This window comes from Streptomyces sp. NPDC050535 (genome assembly GCF_044457665.1).
Classification (GTDB): Bacteria; Actinomycetota; Actinomycetes; order Streptomycetales; family Streptomycetaceae; genus Streptomyces.
In genome coordinates this window covers 212563-228075 of record NZ_JBITHE010000004.1, presented here as the reverse complement: position 1 = coordinate 228075, position 15513 = coordinate 212563, and the positions used below count along the sequence as shown (strand labels likewise).

Genomic DNA, 15513 nt, shown 5'->3' with positions numbered 1-15513 from the left:
GGTCAGCCTCCGATGACTTGGAGTGAGAGCCACAGGGCCAGTACGGCCGGGATCAGCGCGGCCGGCACGGCGATGAGACCGAGCCGGGTGAACTCCTTGAGGTTCACGCCGTGGTCGTGCTGGTGCACGATACGCCGCCACAGCAGGGTCGCCAGGGAACCCGCGTAGGTCAGATTGGGACCGATGTTGACCCCGAGCAGGACGGCCAGCACCGCGCCGGGTCCGGACCCGGCGGCCAGCGGGATCAGCACCAGGACCGCGGGCAGGTTGTTGATCAGGTTGGCCAGCACGGCGGCGAGCGCCGCGATGCCGAGCAGCGCGAGCAGACCGCTGCCCTCCGGGAGCAGCCGCCCGAGAGCGTCGGCGAGCCCATGGTCGACCACCGCCCGTACGACGATGCCCAGTGCCAGCACGAACGCCAGGAAGGCCGGCGCGGTGGCGCGCACCACGGTGAGCGGGGTGGCCCGCCGACGGACGAGGGCGCGGGCGGCGAGCACCAGCGCCCCGGCCGCGGCCGACCACGCGGGATCGATGCCGAACGCGGAGGCGATGACGAACCCGGCCAGCGTGCAGCCCACGGTGATCAGCGCGAACAGCGGCATGGCGGGCGGCTCGGTGACGTCCGGCGCGGGCATGGCCGCCGCGCCCAGATCGCGGGCGAAGAAGCGGCGGAAGACCACGTACTCGGCGGCGATGGCGACCAGCCAGGGGAGGAGCATCAGCGCGGCGAAGCGGGTGAAGCTCAGACCGCTGGCGTCGAACGCGAGCAGGTTGGTGAGGTTGGAGACCGGCAGGAGCAGCGAGGCGGTGTTCGAGAGGTGCGTGCAGGCGTACACGTGCGGCTTCGGGCGGGCGCCCATCTGCGCGGCGGTGGCGAACACGACGGGCGTGAGCAGCACGATGGTGGCGTCCAGGCTGAGTACCGCCGTGATCGCCGAGGCGAGGCCGAAGACAGCGGTCAGCAGTCTGCCGGGACGGTCCGCCGACCAGCGGGCCATCCACGCTCCGCAGGCCTGGAAGAGCCCTTCGTCGTCGCAGAACCGGGCCAGCACCAGCACTGCCGCCAGGAAGCCGATCACCGGTCCCAGATGCTTGGCCTCGGCGACCACGTGGTCCCAGGAGATCGCACCGGTGACGATCACCAGGGCGGCGGCGGGAACCGCCACGACCGCCTCGGGCCAGTTGAAGGGGCGGATCACGGCGCAGGCGAGCACGGCGACCAGCAGGACGACGGAGAGGGTTTCGGCGAGCGGGGCGTTCAGGGTTCGGTCCTCCGGGGCGCGGGCGCGGTGCCCCTTCATCAAATCAGGCGGGCCACGTCAGGGCCCTACCAGGGAGTTTCCCGGGGCCGAAGAGCACCCGTTCCCCGACGTCTTTCCGCCGGGACCGTCGGCACACGCCTCCAGGCGGACCTCCTCCGAATCCGCCGGCCCACGCTGCGTCGCGGACCTTCTCCGGACCTGCCGGCCCACGTTCCGTGGCGGAGTCCTTCGCGGCGGGGCTTCCGCCGCACGTTCATAGGCGGACCGGCGTCCGCCGTCACTCCTCGACCAGCGTCAGCTCCGCCCAGATCGTCTTGCCGTCCGTCGTGTGGCGGCTGCCCCAGCGTTGCGTCAGCTGGGCGACCAGGAGCAGACCCCGGCCGCCCTCGTCGAAGATCCTGGCCCGGCGCAGATGCGGCGCGGTGTGGCTGCTGTCGGAGACCTCGCAGATCAGGGTGGTCGCGTCGTGGATGAGGCGCAGCCTGATGGGCGGCTCGCCGTACCGGATGGCGTTGGTGACCAGCTCGCTCACCACGAGCTCCGTGGTGAACGTCGCTTCGCTCAGACCCCAGTCGTCCAACTGGCCGACGACCTGCTTGCGGATCGGGGCGACGAGTGAGGGGTCGGCGGGAATGTCCCAGGTCGCCACCTGGGACGCGGGAAGCCCGCGAGTACGGGCGAGCAGCAGGGCCACGTCGTCCGGGGCGCCGCCGACCGGAAGGAGCCTCCGGAGGATCGCGTGGCAGGCACCCTCCAACGAGTCCGAGTGCTCCTCCAGTGTGTCGCTCAGCAGCTCCTGGCCGGCGTCGATGTCCCGCTCGCGGCTCTCGATCAGACCGTCGGTGAACAGCGCGAGCACCGTGCCCTCGGGAAGGTCGAGCTCGACGCTCTCGAAGGGCAGCCCGCCGAGGCCGAGCGGAGGTCCCGCGGGGAGCTCGATCTCCCTGGCCGGGCCGCCCGGCGGAAGCACGACCGGCGGCGGGTGGCCCGCGCGGGCCAGGGAACAGCGCCGGGACACCGGGTCGTACACCGCGTACAGACAGGTGGCGCCGACCTCGCCGGTGGTGCCCTCGGCTCCGGCCTCCACGGACAGCCGTACGACGAGGTCGTCGAGGTGGGTGAGCAGTTCGTCCGGGGCGAGGTCGATGTCGGCGAGGGTGCGGACGGCGGTGCGCAGCCGCCCCATGGTCGCCGAGGCCTGGATGCCGTGGCCGACCACGTCGCCGACGACCATGGCCACCCGCATCCCGGACAGCAGGATCACGTCGAACCAGTCGCCGCCCACCCCGGCACGTGCCGCGGGAAGGTAGCGCGAGGCGACTTCCACGGCGGCCGTGCGGGCCGGCGACTGGGGGAGCAGGCTGCGCTGGAGGGCCAGCGCGGTCTCGCGCTCGCGGGAGAAGCGGCGGGCGTTGTCGATGCAGACGGCGGCCCTCGCCGTCACCTCCTCGGCGAGCAGTACGTCCTCGGGTGTGAAGGGATCCAGGCGTTGGTACCGGGAGAGGACGGCCACGCCGAGGGTCTGGCCACGGGCCCGGATCGGCACCGACATCGTGGTGTGGATGCCGTAGCGCGCGACGCGCTCGGCGCGCGACCCGTCCCAGCCGAGCCATTCGTGCAGGGTCGCGTCGGAGTCGGGCGCCACGGTCGTGCGCCCCGCGATCAGCGAGTCCGCGTGGGGCGAGAGGGCGGGGTAGACGTCGACGTCTCCGGGTGCGACGACCGCCTCGGGGGAGCCAGGGTTCACCGACCGGTGGGCGGCCCGGCGGAGCGTGATCGGCGCGGTGGGAGGTTCGACGCGGTGTTCGGCCCCGTGCTCAGGGGGATCCAGCAGGTCGACGCTGACGAAGTCGGCGAGGACGGGCACGAAGACGTCGGCGAGCTCCTGGGCCGTTCGGGTGACGTCGAGGGTGCTGCCGATGCGGACGCTGGCCTCGTTGACGATCTGGAGGCGCTTGCGGGCCATGTAGTGCTCGGTGAAGTCGTGCGCGGTCAGGCACACGCCGAGGGTCCGGCCCTCGGCGTCGGTGAGCGGCGCGATCCGGGCCAGCCAGGCGTGGGCGCGGTCCTCGCCACCGGTCCGCAGATACGTCTCCATGTCGCGGCCCTTTCCGGACAGGAGCACGGCGCGCGCCGCGGCCTCGAGCTGCTCGCTCTCCCGCTTGCCGCCGATCTCGGAGAGCCGCAGACCCCGGACCCGGTCTCCCGGGAGGCCGATCACCCCGGTCATCGCGGCGTTGGCGCCGTACAGCCGCAGTCGTGTGTCGTAGACAGCCATGGCGCAGGGCGACTGGTCGAGCACGGCCCTGATCATCGGGTCGTCCGGCACGGGCGGGTCCGGGGGCGCCACGGGGGTGAGGACGAGCCAGCCGCCTCCGGGTTCCCGGTGGGCGAGCAGCCACACGCTCAGGGTGTGTCCGTCGCGGTGCCGCAGGGCGAGGGTGCCGCTCCAGCGACTCGCCCCGGGGTCGTCGGCCGGTGGGGTGGCGCCGGGGGCGAGCAGGTCCGTGGCCGGGCGGCCCTCGACGTCCGCCGGGGCGTGGCCCAGCAGATGCCGGGCTCCCTCGTTCCAGCGGACCAGGGTGCCGTTCTCGTCGATGACCGCCCACGCTGTGGTGGTCTCGTCGAGGGGGTGGACCGGGCTCATCGTCGCCACTCCCTTGCGCACACTCACAGTGAACGAGCGAGTCACTTCCGTCCCAGCGTAGTGCGTGGACGACATCCGCACCCGGGACAGGGCCCCGGCACCCGGGCCGCGCCCGGCGGCCCGATCACCCGGTCGGCCAGGTGCCCGACCGGGTGATCGGGCGCGGTGACTCCGAGGCTGCTCGCGATGCGCGATACGGAAGTGCGTGCCGGACTCTTGACGACTGCACGTGTCACCGCGTCAGAATCTGTTTGTTCACGATCAGTTGTGATGACTTATGGGCCCTTGATGAGGGAGAACCGCACCATGACGGTCACTCGAAGATCGGTATTGATCGCAGGAACCGCCCTGCCGGCGGCCGGAGCACTCCCGGGCGCCGCCGACGCCTGGGCTGCGTCCCCCGGGCACGCCCCGGGCCGGCACACGGTCGCCCTCCGCGACGGCTGGCGTTTCGCGCTGGTCGACCCGGGCGGTGTCACCGACCCCACCGGCGCGTACGAGGGGGCCGCGGAACCCGGCTACGACGACTCGGCGTGGCGTGCGGTGGCCGTACCGCACGACTGGAGCATCGAGCTCACCCCGACCACCGAACACGGCACCAGCAGCGGCACCGGATTCCTCCCCGGCGGCCTCGGCTGGTACCGCACCGCCTTCACGCTGCCGCCGTCCCTCGCGGGCAGCCGGATCTCCGTGGAGTTCGACGGTGTCTACATGGACGCGTACGTCTACTGCAACGGCACGGAAGTCGGCCACCACCCCTACGGATACACGGGGTTCGCCCTCGACCTCACCGAACTGCTGCATACGGACGGCAGCACCGACAACGTCATCGCGGTCAAGGTCAGGAACCAACTCCCCAGCAGCCGCTGGTACTCGGGCAGCGGTATCTACCGCGAGGCCCGCCTCGTCGTCACCGGACCCGTGCACGTCCAGCGCTGGGGCACCTACGTCACGACCCGGTCGCTGACCGGGACGCACGCGGTGGTGCGCGCGCAGGCGACCGTCGTCAACGAGTCGGGCACCGAGCGCCGGGTCACCGTCGGATCCAGGATCGTCGGGCCCGACGGGCGCACCGTGACCCGCGCCCGCTCCACCGTCCCGGTGGGAGCGGTCGCACACCAGGAGACCCACGAACTCACCGTGCGGAAGCCGGAGTTGTGGTCCTTCGACACTCCGGATCTCTACACCCTGGTGACCGAGCTGAGTGTCGACGGGGAAACGGTCGACACCTACCGCACCCCCTTCGGCATCCGCCAGGTCACCATCGACGCCGACAACGGCCTCTCGCTCAACGGCGACCCTGTCAAACTCCGCGGCGTCAACCTCCACCACGACCTCGGCGCGCTCGGCGCCGCCGTCAGCGCGGATGCCGTGGAACGCCAACTGACCATCATGAAGGGCATGGGCGTCAACGCCCTGCGCACCTCCCACAATCCGCCCTCGCCGCAGGTGATCGCCGCCTGCGAGCGGCTCGGGATCGTCATGATGGTGGAGGCCTTCGACTGCTGGCGGCGCGGCAAGAACACCTACGACTACGGGCGGTTCTTCGACCAGTACGCCGACGCGGACATCGCCGAGATGGTCGGCGCGGCCCGCAACTCGCCCGCCGTGATCATGTGGTCCATCGGCAACGAGATCCCCGACTCGACCTCGACGGCCGGTCTGGCCATGGCGGACCGGCTGATCACCGGTGTCAAGAGCCTCGACACCAGCCGCCCGATCGTCATCGGCTCGGACAAGTACCGCTCGCTGCCCGCCGTCGGCTCCGCGGCCGATCTGATGCTCGCCAAGATCGACGGCCTCGGCCTCAACTACAACACGGCCAGATCGGTCGACGCCCTGCACGCCCGCTACCCCAAGCTGTTCCTGTTCGAGTCGGAGTCCTCGTCCGAGACGTCCACCCGCGGTGCCTACCAGGAGCCCGAGCACCTCAACACCGGCGAGAACCACACCCCGGGCAGGCGCGCGACCTCCTCCTACGACAACAACCTGGCCTCCTGGACGATGAGCGGCGAGTACGGCCTGAAGAAGGACCGCGACCGGAAGTGGTTCGTGGGCGAGTTCCTGTGGTCGGGCATCGACTACCTCGGGGAGCCCACGCCGTACGACGTGTTCCCCGTGAAGGCGTCCTTCTTCGGCGCCGTCGACACCGCCGGGTTCCCCAAGGACACCTATCACCTGTTCAAGAGCCAGTGGACCAGCGAACCGATGGTCCATCTGCTGCCCATGAGCTGGAACCACGAGGAAGGCGACACGGTCGAGGTGTGGGCGTACGCGAACGTCGACACCGTGGAGCTCTTCCTCAACGGAAGGTCCCTCGGAACAAGGAGGTACGACACCAAGAAGACCGTCGACGGCCGTCCCTACCTGGAGACCACCGAAGCCAGCGGTGACGACAAGACGGTCACCGGCGGCGCCTGGCCCGGCAGTTACACCAGCCCGAACGGCAGCGCGGGCAAGCTCCACCTCACCTGGCGGGTGCCGTACGCGCCCGGCGAACTGAAGGCGGTGGCCCGTGGCGACGGCCGTACCGTCGCCACCGACGTGCTGCGCACGGCCGGGGCGCCGCACGCGATACGCCTGGCGGCCGACCGCAGGTCGACGACCGCCGACGGGCGCTCACTCGTGTTCGTGACCGCCGAGGTGGTCGACTCCCGGGGAGTGGTCGTGCCGGACGCCGAGAACCTGCTGGCGTTCGCGGTCGACGGCGGATCCCTGGCCGGACTCGACAACGGACGGGAGGAGAGCGCAGAGCGCTACCAGGCCAGCACCCGAACGGCCTTCCACGGCAAGGCACTCGCCGTGGTGCGAGCGGGTACGAAGGCCGGAGCCGTGAAGGTCACGGCACGCTCGGACGGGCTGCGTACGGGGACGGTCTCCGTGCGGGCCACCCCCGCGCGCTCCAAGGCGACCACCCGTGCGGCCGCCTTCGCGCCCGACCCGGGCCCGGGAGCGCCGGACTACCCCTTCGCGGACGCCAGTTACTCCGGCCGCCCCGACACCCTCCCCGCCGCGATGCTCGACGGCGACGCGGCAACGGGCTGGTCCAACGCCTTCTACAAGTCGGCCACGGCCCTGCTGCCGGCGTTCAGCGGCGCCCGGCCGGAGGACTGGGTGTCGGTCACCTGGGTCCGCCCGCGAACCATCGACCGCGTGGAGGTCTCGTTCACCGTCGACGCGACGCACACGCTTCCCGAGTCCGTCGGGGCCGAGGTCTGGGACGGCAGGCGGTACGTGCCGGTCAAGGGCGCGGCGGTGGACTGGGCGACCACGTCCGACGCGCCGACGGCGATCACCTTCGACCCGGTTCGGGGCTCACGGCTCCGGCTCGTGCTGACCAGCGGCCACCCCGGTGAGGCCAACGGCGCCCAGCGCATCAGCCGGCTCGAGGTGCCCGCCGGCTGAGTGAGGGGGCCCGGCCGTCACCGTCCGAGGCGGCCGGCCCTTGCCCGCTCAGCGGCCGTCACGAGTGTTCTTCCCCCGTCACCCCGTCCGGCGTAACCGGCGACCAGGTCTCCTGGAGCAGGTCGGCGACGCCGGCGAGGACGTTGTCGACGATTCACCGGGTCTCCCGGGGCAGGTACCGCACCGGGTCGGCGCTCACCTGGGCGTATTTACGGGTAAGTACCCGCGCGGTACCGTGAGGGCATGCCAGCTCTCAATGTGGAGTTCAGCGAGCGTGAGCTAGAGGACCTGAGGCAGATCGCCAAGGAGCGCGGTACGTCGATGAAGGCCCTGGTACGGGAGGCCGCCGCGGCCGACATCGTGCGGCACCGGGCGTTGCAGGAAGGCGCGGAGGTGTTCCGACAGTTCTTCGCGGCGCACGCGGACGAGTTCGCCGCCGCGTTCCCCGAGGACGAACCGCCCCGCAAGGGCGAGGGACGGGCCGCCTGACTCATGGCACCCGTCATCCATGTCGACGTGCCCTGGCTGCTCCAGCGCCACGAAGAGGTCATGCCCGACCAGCCCACGGTCGACGACTTCTCCGCGCTCGTCGCCGCGGTGGCCCGCCACCGCGTCGACCCGCCGCGCCTCGGCGTCGACTCCGACCCGGCCTGGCGCGCCGCCGCGCTCCTGCACACCCTGGCCCTGCTGAAGCCCCTGCCGGCGGCCAACGCCCGCTTCGCCTGCTCGGCCGCGGTCGCCTACATGTTCGTCAGCGGAGTCGGCATCGACCCGCCGTACGGAGCTCTCGTCGACCTCGCCCGAGATCTGATCGACAGCAAGACGGACGTCTACGGCGCGGCGGACCGACTGAGGTCCTGGCAGATCTGACGCCGGCGGGAAGCGGGCCGGGCGACCCGCCCTCGGGGCCGCCGACCGAGGGCGGGAGGATCAGGGTCGGCGGCCTGTCTCGCGCGGGAGAGCCGCCGTACCGCGCGGGGCCTTCGAGGAGGGCCGGTTCCAGTGGACTACACCGTTCCGCGCGCCGGGAGCGTGCGCGAGCCACCGGCGCATGCGCGCCGTTCACACGGGGCGCATGAAATTTCGAAAGCCGGTACACGTCGCACGAGTTGCCGACCGGATCCGACTTCTCTCAGTGAGGCGGAAGTTACTCAAGTGTCTTGTTGGTCATGAGCGTGTTGTGCGAAGGTGACCTTCCTGTGCTGGGTCAATGGCCGGGTTCGAATCGCCGTTCGCTATTCAAAGCTGTCGACGAGCTCTAAAGGCTCTTGGCGACGGTTGTCGTTACGGACTTCACCCGACCGTTTTCCCGGCGCTCCGCCGAAAAGGTACGCACCAATCAAGGCGCTCTTTCCGACGGTGAGGAACTTCTGTGTGCTTGCACCTTGGAAGGAACCCGCTCTGTGCACACCCCCCACCCCCCTCGTCCTCCTTATCCGCCCGGCGGCGCTCCCGGTGAATCCGACGAGAGTCTCGCCACCGAGCTGAGAAGCCGGCCGGAGAACGAGACCGCGCACCCCGTCGCCATGCTGATGACCCGGCACTGGCAGTCGGCATATGACTACTCGGTCATCTGCCTCGCGTCCTCGGCGAACGTCGCCTCCATGGTGACCGCGGCCTCCTTCCATCGGATACTCGACCGTCTGATACGCGGCGAGTCCGCTGTCGCCATGCGGCCCCGGCTTCTGGTGGCCGTGCGGGACACCGTCAGGGAGTGGGCGGCGGAGGATCGGATAACCGGTGTACTGCCGGACCTGAGGAAACCCGCCGGGGGTCGCGGTATGCGCGCCGCCAAGTCCATGACCGCCGAAAACCGGCAGCTCGCCGAACGTGCTTTCCACGCCCTGCAGCCGCTCTCCCAGTGCCTGCTGTGGCACACAGAGGTCGAAGCCGAACACATATCCGTACCGGCTGGTCTGTCGGGCCTGGATGCCGACACCGCGTCGGCCGCCGTGGACCAGGCCCGCGAACAATTCCGCGAAGGCTGTGTACGCGCCCACCGGGAACTCGCGCCGACCAAGGAATGCGGCTTCTACAACCGGTTGCTCGACGTTCCGATTCGCCGTGGCGGTGCCTTGCTCCCCGATGTCCAACAGCATCTGGTGGAGTGCCGCTACTGCCGTTTCGCAGCCGAGCAACTAAGCCATTTCGAGGGCGGGTTGGGCGTTCTGATCGCCGAAGCGGTACTCGGCTGGGGCGCCCGGCGTTATCTCGATTCCCGCCCCGGACGCGCGCGGCAGGCAGTGCGCCCCCGGAGCGCGTCGCCGGTCGGCGGCAGACGCCGGAGCGGCCGCGGCGGACTCCCGGGAAGCGGCGGACGTCATCGTCTGCTGTCCCAGCTCCCCGCCCCGCGCGGCATGCCCGAGCCCGTACAGCGGCACGCGAAGGCTTTGATCACCGGAGCGGGCCTGGTCTCCGCCGCCCTGCTCGTGACCGCCCTCGCCACCAGCCTGTGGCCGGACGACGACACGGGCGTCGACCCCGACACCTCCACGGGCGCGAGCAGCGCACGGACGCTGTCACCCGAGCCGGGCTCCGCCTCCCCGCCGCCCACTTCGGCGGGACTCCCCACGGGCACCGAGCAGACCAGGCTGCGCAACCTCGCCGCCGACCTGTGCCTCGACATCCGGGGCGGCGAGGCGAAGGCCGGGGTCGAGACCGAACTGGCCGTGTGCTCCTCCGCCTGGACCCAGCAATGGTCGTACGGGGACGACGGACTGCTGCGCAGCGTCGCCGACCCCGGACTGTGCCTGGACTCCCGCGCCGACGACGGTTTCGTCACGCTGGAGCCCTGCGCCGCCGCGGACTCGGCGCGCGGTACCGATGTGCGCTACGACCTCACGGTACGAGGCGAGTTGCTGCCGCGGTGGAGCGAACGACTCGCCGTCGCGCCCGGTTCCGCGGACCCCGGGTCCGAAGTCGTCGTCAAGGTCCGTGACGGCTCCGACGCACAGCGCTGGCGGACCGACGCCTCGTCGGCCGACCCCGACTCTCTCTCGGTCTCGGGCACGACCCGGCCTTCGCCGCAGGCCTCCGGCGACGCGCCCTCCGTCGGCGAGGGCATACCCGAGCCGCCGGACGGGCCTTCGCCGGGTCGGCGGCCGCCGGGTGACCAGCGGCCGGACGAGCGGCCTCCCGGTGAACAGCCGACGGGCGTGCCGGACGGTCCGGAGGTGGCCCCGTCGGAGCCCTCCTACGAAACCCGCTCCATCAGGGCGGGCGAGGACGCGAGCTCCGAGCCCGTGCTGCCCCTGATCGCGCGACTCGACGCGGTGGTCACGGGGCTCGGCCTGTAGCGGCTGGGCGGGGGTTACGAGACGACGTCGCGCGGCGGCTCGCCGGCCACGAAGCCGGCGGCGTTCTGGACGGCCGCCAGCGCGATCCGCACCAGGGTCTCGCGGGTGACGCCCGCGACATGCGGGGAGAGCACCACGTTGGGGGCCTTGAGCAACCGCAGGGCCGGGGTGGGTGGTTCGGGGTCGAAGACGTCGATGCCCGCTCCGGCCAGGGCGCCCGCCTCCAACGCGTCCGCGAGGGCGTCCTGGTCGATCAGGGCGCCCCGCGCGGTGTTGACGAGGAACGCGGTGGGCTTGAGAAGCGCGAGCCGCTCCGCGTCGAGCAGGTGCCGGGTCTCCTCCTTGAGCGGCACGTGCAGCGTGACGTAGTCCGAGGTGCGGAGCAGTTCGTCGAGACCGACATGGCGGGCGCCGCCGAGCCGGGCCTCCGTCTCGGGGCCGACGGAGCGCGGACCCGCGTACACGACGCCCATGTCGAACGCGACCGCGCGCCGGGCGACTTCCTGGCCGATGTGTCCGAGCCCGACGATGCCGAGTGTCTTGCCGGACAGTTCGGTGAGGGACCGCTGGAGCCGCGGCAGTGCCCAGTCGGCGTCCACGAGAGCCGTGTGCGCCGGGACCAGCCGTTTGGCGAGGGCGAGCATCAGGGCGAAGGTCTGCTCGGCCACGTTCTGCTTCTCGGCGCCGCTGGAGCCGATGTTGCACACGAGGGCGCCCCGGGCGCGCGCGGCCGTCAGGTCGACGTAGTCGAAGCCGTGACTCGCGCACTGGATCAGCTCCAAGTGCGGTGCCGTGGCGATGTGTTCGGCGGTCACGGGGCCGAGCCCCGTGACGATGACATGGGCTTCCCGCAGGGCGTCCGGGTCCTCGTCGGTGGCTTCGACGACGGTGACCCGGACTCCGGCGGGGAACAGGCCGGCGAGTGCCGCGCCCGCCCTACGGCCTCCGACGTGCGCCGGGACGACCGCGAGGACGTTCCTCGGGCCGCTCATACGGGTTCCTCGATCAGGTCGTCGGGACCCAGAGCGCCGGGGCGGGCGTGCCCGGACAGGGCGAGCGTGAGGTCGAACTCGGCGAGCAGGCAACGGATGACGTGTTCGACGCCCGCCTGACCGTCGAGGCCGAGACCGTAGGCGTACGGACGGCCCACGAGGACACCCTGCGCGCCGAGCGCGAGCGCCTTGAAGATGTCGTCGCCCGTGCGGATCCCGCTGTCGAAGAGGACCGTCAGCCGGTCGCCCGCCGCCTCCACCACCCGCGGCAGCGCGTCCGCCGCCGCGACCGCCCCGGCCACCTGACGGCCGCCGTGGTTGGAGACGACCACGCCGTCCATCCCCGCGCTGGCCGCACGACGGGCGTCGTCGGGGTGCAGGACGCCCTTGAGGACGATCGGCCCGTCCCAGTTCTCCCGCAGGAACTCCAGGTCGGGCCAGGTCTTGCCGGGATCCGCGAACATGCCCACGAAGTGCATCACCGCGGCGTTCGGGTCCTCGTGAACCGGCTTGGCCAGGCCTGCCTGGAACGCCGGGTCGGTGAAGTAGTTGGCGGTTCCCACGCCGTGCAGGAACGGCAGATACGCCTGGTCGAGATCGCGCGGACGCCAGGCCAGCAGGGGAGTGTCGAGGGTGACGAACAGCGCGGTGAACCCGGCCGCCTTCGCCCGGTCGAGGAAGCTCCGGGTGACCTCGCGGTCCTTCGCCCAGTACAGCTGGAACCAGCGCTCCGCGTCACCCATCGCCTCCGCGACCTGCTCCATGGGCGTGCTGGAGGCCGAGGACAGGATGTACGGGACGCCCTGCGCGGCGGCGGCCCGCGCGGCGGCGGACTCCGCGTCCGGATGCATGATCGACAGCACGCCGACGGGCGCGAGGGCCAGCGGCGCCGGAAGTGCCCGCCCCAACAGCTCCACCGACAAGTCGCGTTCGTGCACATCGCGCAGCACGCGCGGCACGATCCGCCGCCGGTCAAGGGCCTCCCGGTTCGCGCGTGCGGTGCTGCCGTTGCCCGCGCTCCCCGCCACATAGCCGACCGGGCCGGGCCCGAGCCGCTGCTCGGTGAGCTCCTCCAGCCGGGTCAGATCGGTGGGCAGCCGCGGAACGGCCCCCGTCATCCCGTTGAGATAGATCTCGTACTGGAAGTCGGCCCAGTGCTTCGCCATCCGTACGTCCCCGCCTCTCGTTCCTGAGATCGCGCTGTACGAGGTCGATCCTGGCGACTGCGACAAGATCCGTCCACTGTGGTGCGCACAGCTCGGGCGGAACGGCTCAGCCGCCCACGCGGGCCATCGCCCGGACCGGTGCCCCGTCCGCGCCGGGCAGCCGCAGCGGGAACAGGAAGACCTCCACCGGCAGGCCCGCCTCCTGCGCGGCGGCGACCCGGTCGAGGCCGGTCAGGTTCTCGGCGATCACACCTCCCGTGCCGCACAGGACACGGTGCGCGGGCAGGCCGGCCCCGCCTGCGGGATCCACGCTCAGCGCGTCGACCGCGACGGTACGGACGCCCGCGTCGACGACCGCCTGCGCGGCGTCCGGGGTGAGCCAGGGATGCGCCAGGTAGTGGGGCGTTCCCCAGTGCGCCGACCATCCGGTGGCCAGCAGCAGGACGGCGCCGGGCAGCAGCCGCACACGGCTGAGGGCGGGCGCGAGCAGGCCCGGGGTGATCGGTGCCCACGGCGCGAGACCGCGGACGTCGGCCACGACAGCGGGTCCCGCGAACCGCTCCGGCGGCAGGTCGTCCAGCGTGGGCCAGGCCTCGTCCACGTGGTAGGGCGCGTCGACATGGGTGCCGGACTGCGAACCCAGGCGTAGATGAAGGACGTTGACCCCGTCCTGGGCGACCCGCAGCGCGGGGGAGACCTCGACCTCGGGGTCACCGGGATACACGGGCATCCCGGTGACCACGGGCACGGACAGGTCGAGCCAGGACTGCCTCACTTGGCCTCGGAGGCGAGTACGGGCGGGGCACTGTCGTCGGATTCCGCGCCGGGGCCGGTGATCGGCGGCACCGGTACGTCGACCGTACGGGCCAGCCGGGCGCCCTCGGGACCGTACACGGCACGGGGTTCGGGGAAGATCCGCAGCAGGGAGAGGAAGAGGACCGCGGACACGGCGAGGGACAGCGGGAGGCTGATGTCGACGCCGTTCGCCAGGTCGCCGAGCGGGCCGACGAACTGCCCGGGGATGTTGGTGAACAGCACGCCGGTCACCGCGGCCACCCACCAGGCCGTCAGACCGCGCCAGTTCCAGCCGTGCGCGAACCAGTAACGGCCGCCCCGCTGACGGCGGTTGAAGACCTGGAGGGCGTCCGGGTCGTACCAGCCGCGCCGGGTGTAGAAGCCCAGGATCATCACGACCATCCACGGTGTGGTGCAGGTGATGATCATCGTGGCGAAGGTCGAGATGGACTGCACCAGGTCGAAGCCGAACCGCCCGACGAAGATGAACGTGATCGACAGCACGCCGACCAGCACCGTCGCCTGGACCCGCGACAGCCGGGGGAACACGGAGGAGAAGTCGAGCCCCGTCCCGTACAACGACGTCGTTCCCGTCGACATGCCGCCGATCAGCGCGAGCAGACACACCGGCAGGAAGAACCAGCTCGGCGAGATGGCCAGCAGCCCGCCCACGAAGTCCGGAGCGGCCGGATCGACGTACTCCGGGGCCTTCGTCGCGATGATGCTCGCGGTCGCCAGGCCGAAGACGAACGGCAGCAGGGTCGCGATCTGGGAGAGGAACGCCGCCCCGACCACCCTGCGGCGCGGCGCGTCGGCCGGGATGTAGCGCGACCAGTCGCCCAGGAACGCGCCGAAGGAGACCGGGTTCGACAGGACGATCAGCGCCGCGCCGATGAAGGAGGGCCAGAACAGCGCCTGCGTCGCCGAATCCGCGGAGGCCGTGAAGGCACCGGCGTACGACGGGTCGAAGTCGCCGGCGAAGGCGATCGCGCCGAGCAGGAACAGGACGGTCGCCGAGGTCACCGCGATCTTGTTGACGAACAGCATGAACCGGAAGCCGTACACGCACACCGCGAGCACCAGGGCGCCGAACAGCGCGTAGGCGATGACGTACGACAGGTCGCCGCGCGGAAGTCCGAAGAGCCGGTGTGCGCCGCCGACCAGGGCGTCGCCGGAGCTCCACACCGAGATCGAGAAGAAGGCGACCGCCGTGAGCAGGGAGAGGAACGAGCCGATGACGCGGCCGTGCACGCCCAGGTGCGCGGAGGAGGCGACCGCGTTGTTCGTGCCGTTGACCGGGCCGAACACCGCCATCGGGCACAGGATCAGCGCGCCGACGAACACCCCGAGGAGCGTCGCGGCGAGCCCTTGCCAGAAAGAGAGGCCGAAGAGGATGGGGAAGGCGCCGAGGACGCAGGTGGAGAAGGTGTTCGCACCGCCGAAGGCGACCCGGAACAGGTCGAACGGCGACGCGGTGCGGTCCGCGTCCGGGATGCGCTCGACACCGTAGGTCTCGACCTCGGTGAGCGACGGGGGAGCGGTGGTCGGGGAGTTGTCGGACATGAGTGCTCCAGCGAAGTGCTGCCTGTGCCCGTACGGGCGGTGGAGCGCGTGGTGGCGCGGAAAGGGGGACGGCCGGTTGTCGCCGCTGGGGTGCGCGGCGTGAGCGGATGCCGTCCTCACGGGGTCTGCCGACGCTATGGCGGCACGTCGTCACGGCACCAGCGGACGGATCATCCATCTTTCGCGTCCTGGCTGGACGATTGCTCCATGGGTGGTGCGGGCCCGTCACAGGAGTGTGCGGGGAGTCCGCCGCGGGCTGAAGCGGAATGTTTCAGGCCTATTGCTGTTGTGGGGGAAACCGGCCATCGAGACACTCAAGACGATCAGTAAGCGCTCACTTCCGTGCGCCTTCGTTCGGATTCTGTGACTTCGCGCCACTGATTCAAT

At 71.2% G+C, this 15513-nt stretch carries 10 protein-coding genes; 4 read left to right on the top strand and 6 right to left on the bottom strand.

The genetic code is table 11. From position 1 onward, the window contains the following. Positions 1 to 2 precede the first annotated feature (2 nt). Together ACIBLC_RS11750 and ACIBLC_RS11745 are read right to left on the bottom strand one after the other, a co-directional pair. A complete protein-coding gene (locus tag ACIBLC_RS11750) occupies positions 3 to 1301 on the bottom strand; it encodes an arsenic transporter (protein ID WP_399210660.1) in 1299 nt (432 codons plus the stop codon). A 238-nt stretch (positions 1302 to 1539) separates the two neighbouring features. After that, positions 1540 to 3909 (bottom strand): SpoIIE family protein phosphatase, encoded by a 2370-nt coding sequence (locus ACIBLC_RS11745; RefSeq protein ID WP_399210659.1) that lies wholly within the window; start codon positions 3907 to 3909, stop codon positions 1540 to 1542. Between the two features lie 306 nt (positions 3910 to 4215). Between ACIBLC_RS11745 and ACIBLC_RS11740 the strand changes: the two genes are divergently transcribed. The 4 genes from ACIBLC_RS11740 (at position 4216) to ACIBLC_RS11725 (ending at position 10610) form a co-directional block, all read left to right on the top strand. Continuing rightward, a complete protein-coding gene (locus ACIBLC_RS11740; protein WP_399210658.1) occupies positions 4216 to 7314 on the top strand; it encodes a glycoside hydrolase family 2 TIM barrel-domain containing protein in 3099 nt (1032 codons plus the stop codon). A gap of 243 nt (positions 7315 to 7557) precedes the next feature. Continuing rightward, complete coding sequence (locus tag ACIBLC_RS11735; protein ID WP_399210657.1) at positions 7558 to 7803, top strand: hypothetical protein; 246 nt, start codon at positions 7558 to 7560, stop codon at positions 7801 to 7803. 3 nt (positions 7804 to 7806) lie between these two features. Next, positions 7807 to 8184: a toxin Doc gene (locus ACIBLC_RS11730; protein ID WP_399210656.1), complete on the top strand. Its 378-nt coding sequence runs from the start codon at positions 7807 to 7809 to the stop codon at positions 8182 to 8184. Positions 8185 to 8717: 533 nt separating this feature from the next. Continuing rightward, the gene (locus ACIBLC_RS11725) at positions 8718 to 10610 is read left to right on the top strand and encodes an RICIN domain-containing protein (protein ID WP_399210655.1); all 1893 of its coding nucleotides are present in this window, start codon (positions 8718 to 8720) and stop codon (positions 10608 to 10610) included. Between the two features lie 14 nt (positions 10611 to 10624). On the opposite strand, the gene ACIBLC_RS11720 is transcribed toward ACIBLC_RS11725, so the two are convergent. The 4 genes from ACIBLC_RS11720 to ACIBLC_RS11705 all read right to left on the bottom strand — a co-directional run bounded on the left by ACIBLC_RS11720 (position 10625) and on the right by ACIBLC_RS11705 (position 15126). Continuing rightward, positions 10625 to 11602 (bottom strand): 2-hydroxyacid dehydrogenase, encoded by a 978-nt coding sequence (locus ACIBLC_RS11720; RefSeq protein WP_399210654.1) that lies wholly within the window; start codon positions 11600 to 11602, stop codon positions 10625 to 10627. Next, positions 11599 to 12768, bottom strand: a complete 1170-nt coding sequence (locus tag ACIBLC_RS11715; RefSeq protein ID WP_399210653.1) for a lactate 2-monooxygenase — start codon at positions 12766 to 12768, stop codon at positions 11599 to 11601. Before ACIBLC_RS11715 ends, ACIBLC_RS11720 begins: the two co-directional genes overlap by 4 nt. 106 nt (positions 12769 to 12874) lie before the next feature. Continuing rightward, positions 12875 to 13543, bottom strand: a complete 669-nt coding sequence (locus ACIBLC_RS11710) for a cyclase family protein (protein ID WP_399210652.1) — start codon at positions 13541 to 13543, stop codon at positions 12875 to 12877. Further along, the gene (locus ACIBLC_RS11705) at positions 13540 to 15126 is read right to left on the bottom strand and encodes a purine-cytosine permease family protein (RefSeq protein WP_399210650.1); all 1587 of its coding nucleotides are present in this window, start codon (positions 15124 to 15126) and stop codon (positions 13540 to 13542) included. The genes ACIBLC_RS11710 and ACIBLC_RS11705 overlap by 4 nt, the downstream gene beginning before the upstream one ends. Between the last annotated feature and the right edge of the window lie 387 nt (positions 15127 to 15513).

Bases quoted from the DNA above. Each gene is read 5' to 3' on its own strand.
- ACIBLC_RS11750 (WP_399210660.1), bottom strand. From the start codon at position 1,301: ATGAAGGGGCACCGCGCCCGCGCCCCGGAGGACCGAACCCTGAACGCC.
- ACIBLC_RS11745 (WP_399210659.1), bottom strand. From the start codon at position 3,909: ATGAGCCCGGTCCACCCCCTCGACGAGACCACCACAGCGTGGGCGGTC.
- ACIBLC_RS11740 (WP_399210658.1), top strand. From the start codon at position 4,216: ATGACGGTCACTCGAAGATCGGTATTGATCGCAGGAACCGCCCTGCCG.
- ACIBLC_RS11735 (WP_399210657.1), top strand. From the start codon at position 7,558: ATGCCAGCTCTCAATGTGGAGTTCAGCGAGCGTGAGCTAGAGGACCTG.
- ACIBLC_RS11730 (WP_399210656.1), top strand. From the start codon at position 7,807: ATGGCACCCGTCATCCATGTCGACGTGCCCTGGCTGCTCCAGCGCCAC.
- ACIBLC_RS11720 (WP_399210654.1), bottom strand. From the start codon at position 11,602: ATGAGCGGCCCGAGGAACGTCCTCGCGGTCGTCCCGGCGCACGTCGGA.
- ACIBLC_RS11715 (WP_399210653.1), bottom strand. From the start codon at position 12,768: ATGGCGAAGCACTGGGCCGACTTCCAGTACGAGATCTATCTCAACGGG.
- ACIBLC_RS11705 (WP_399210650.1), bottom strand. From the start codon at position 15,126: ATGTCCGACAACTCCCCGACCACCGCTCCCCCGTCGCTCACCGAGGTC.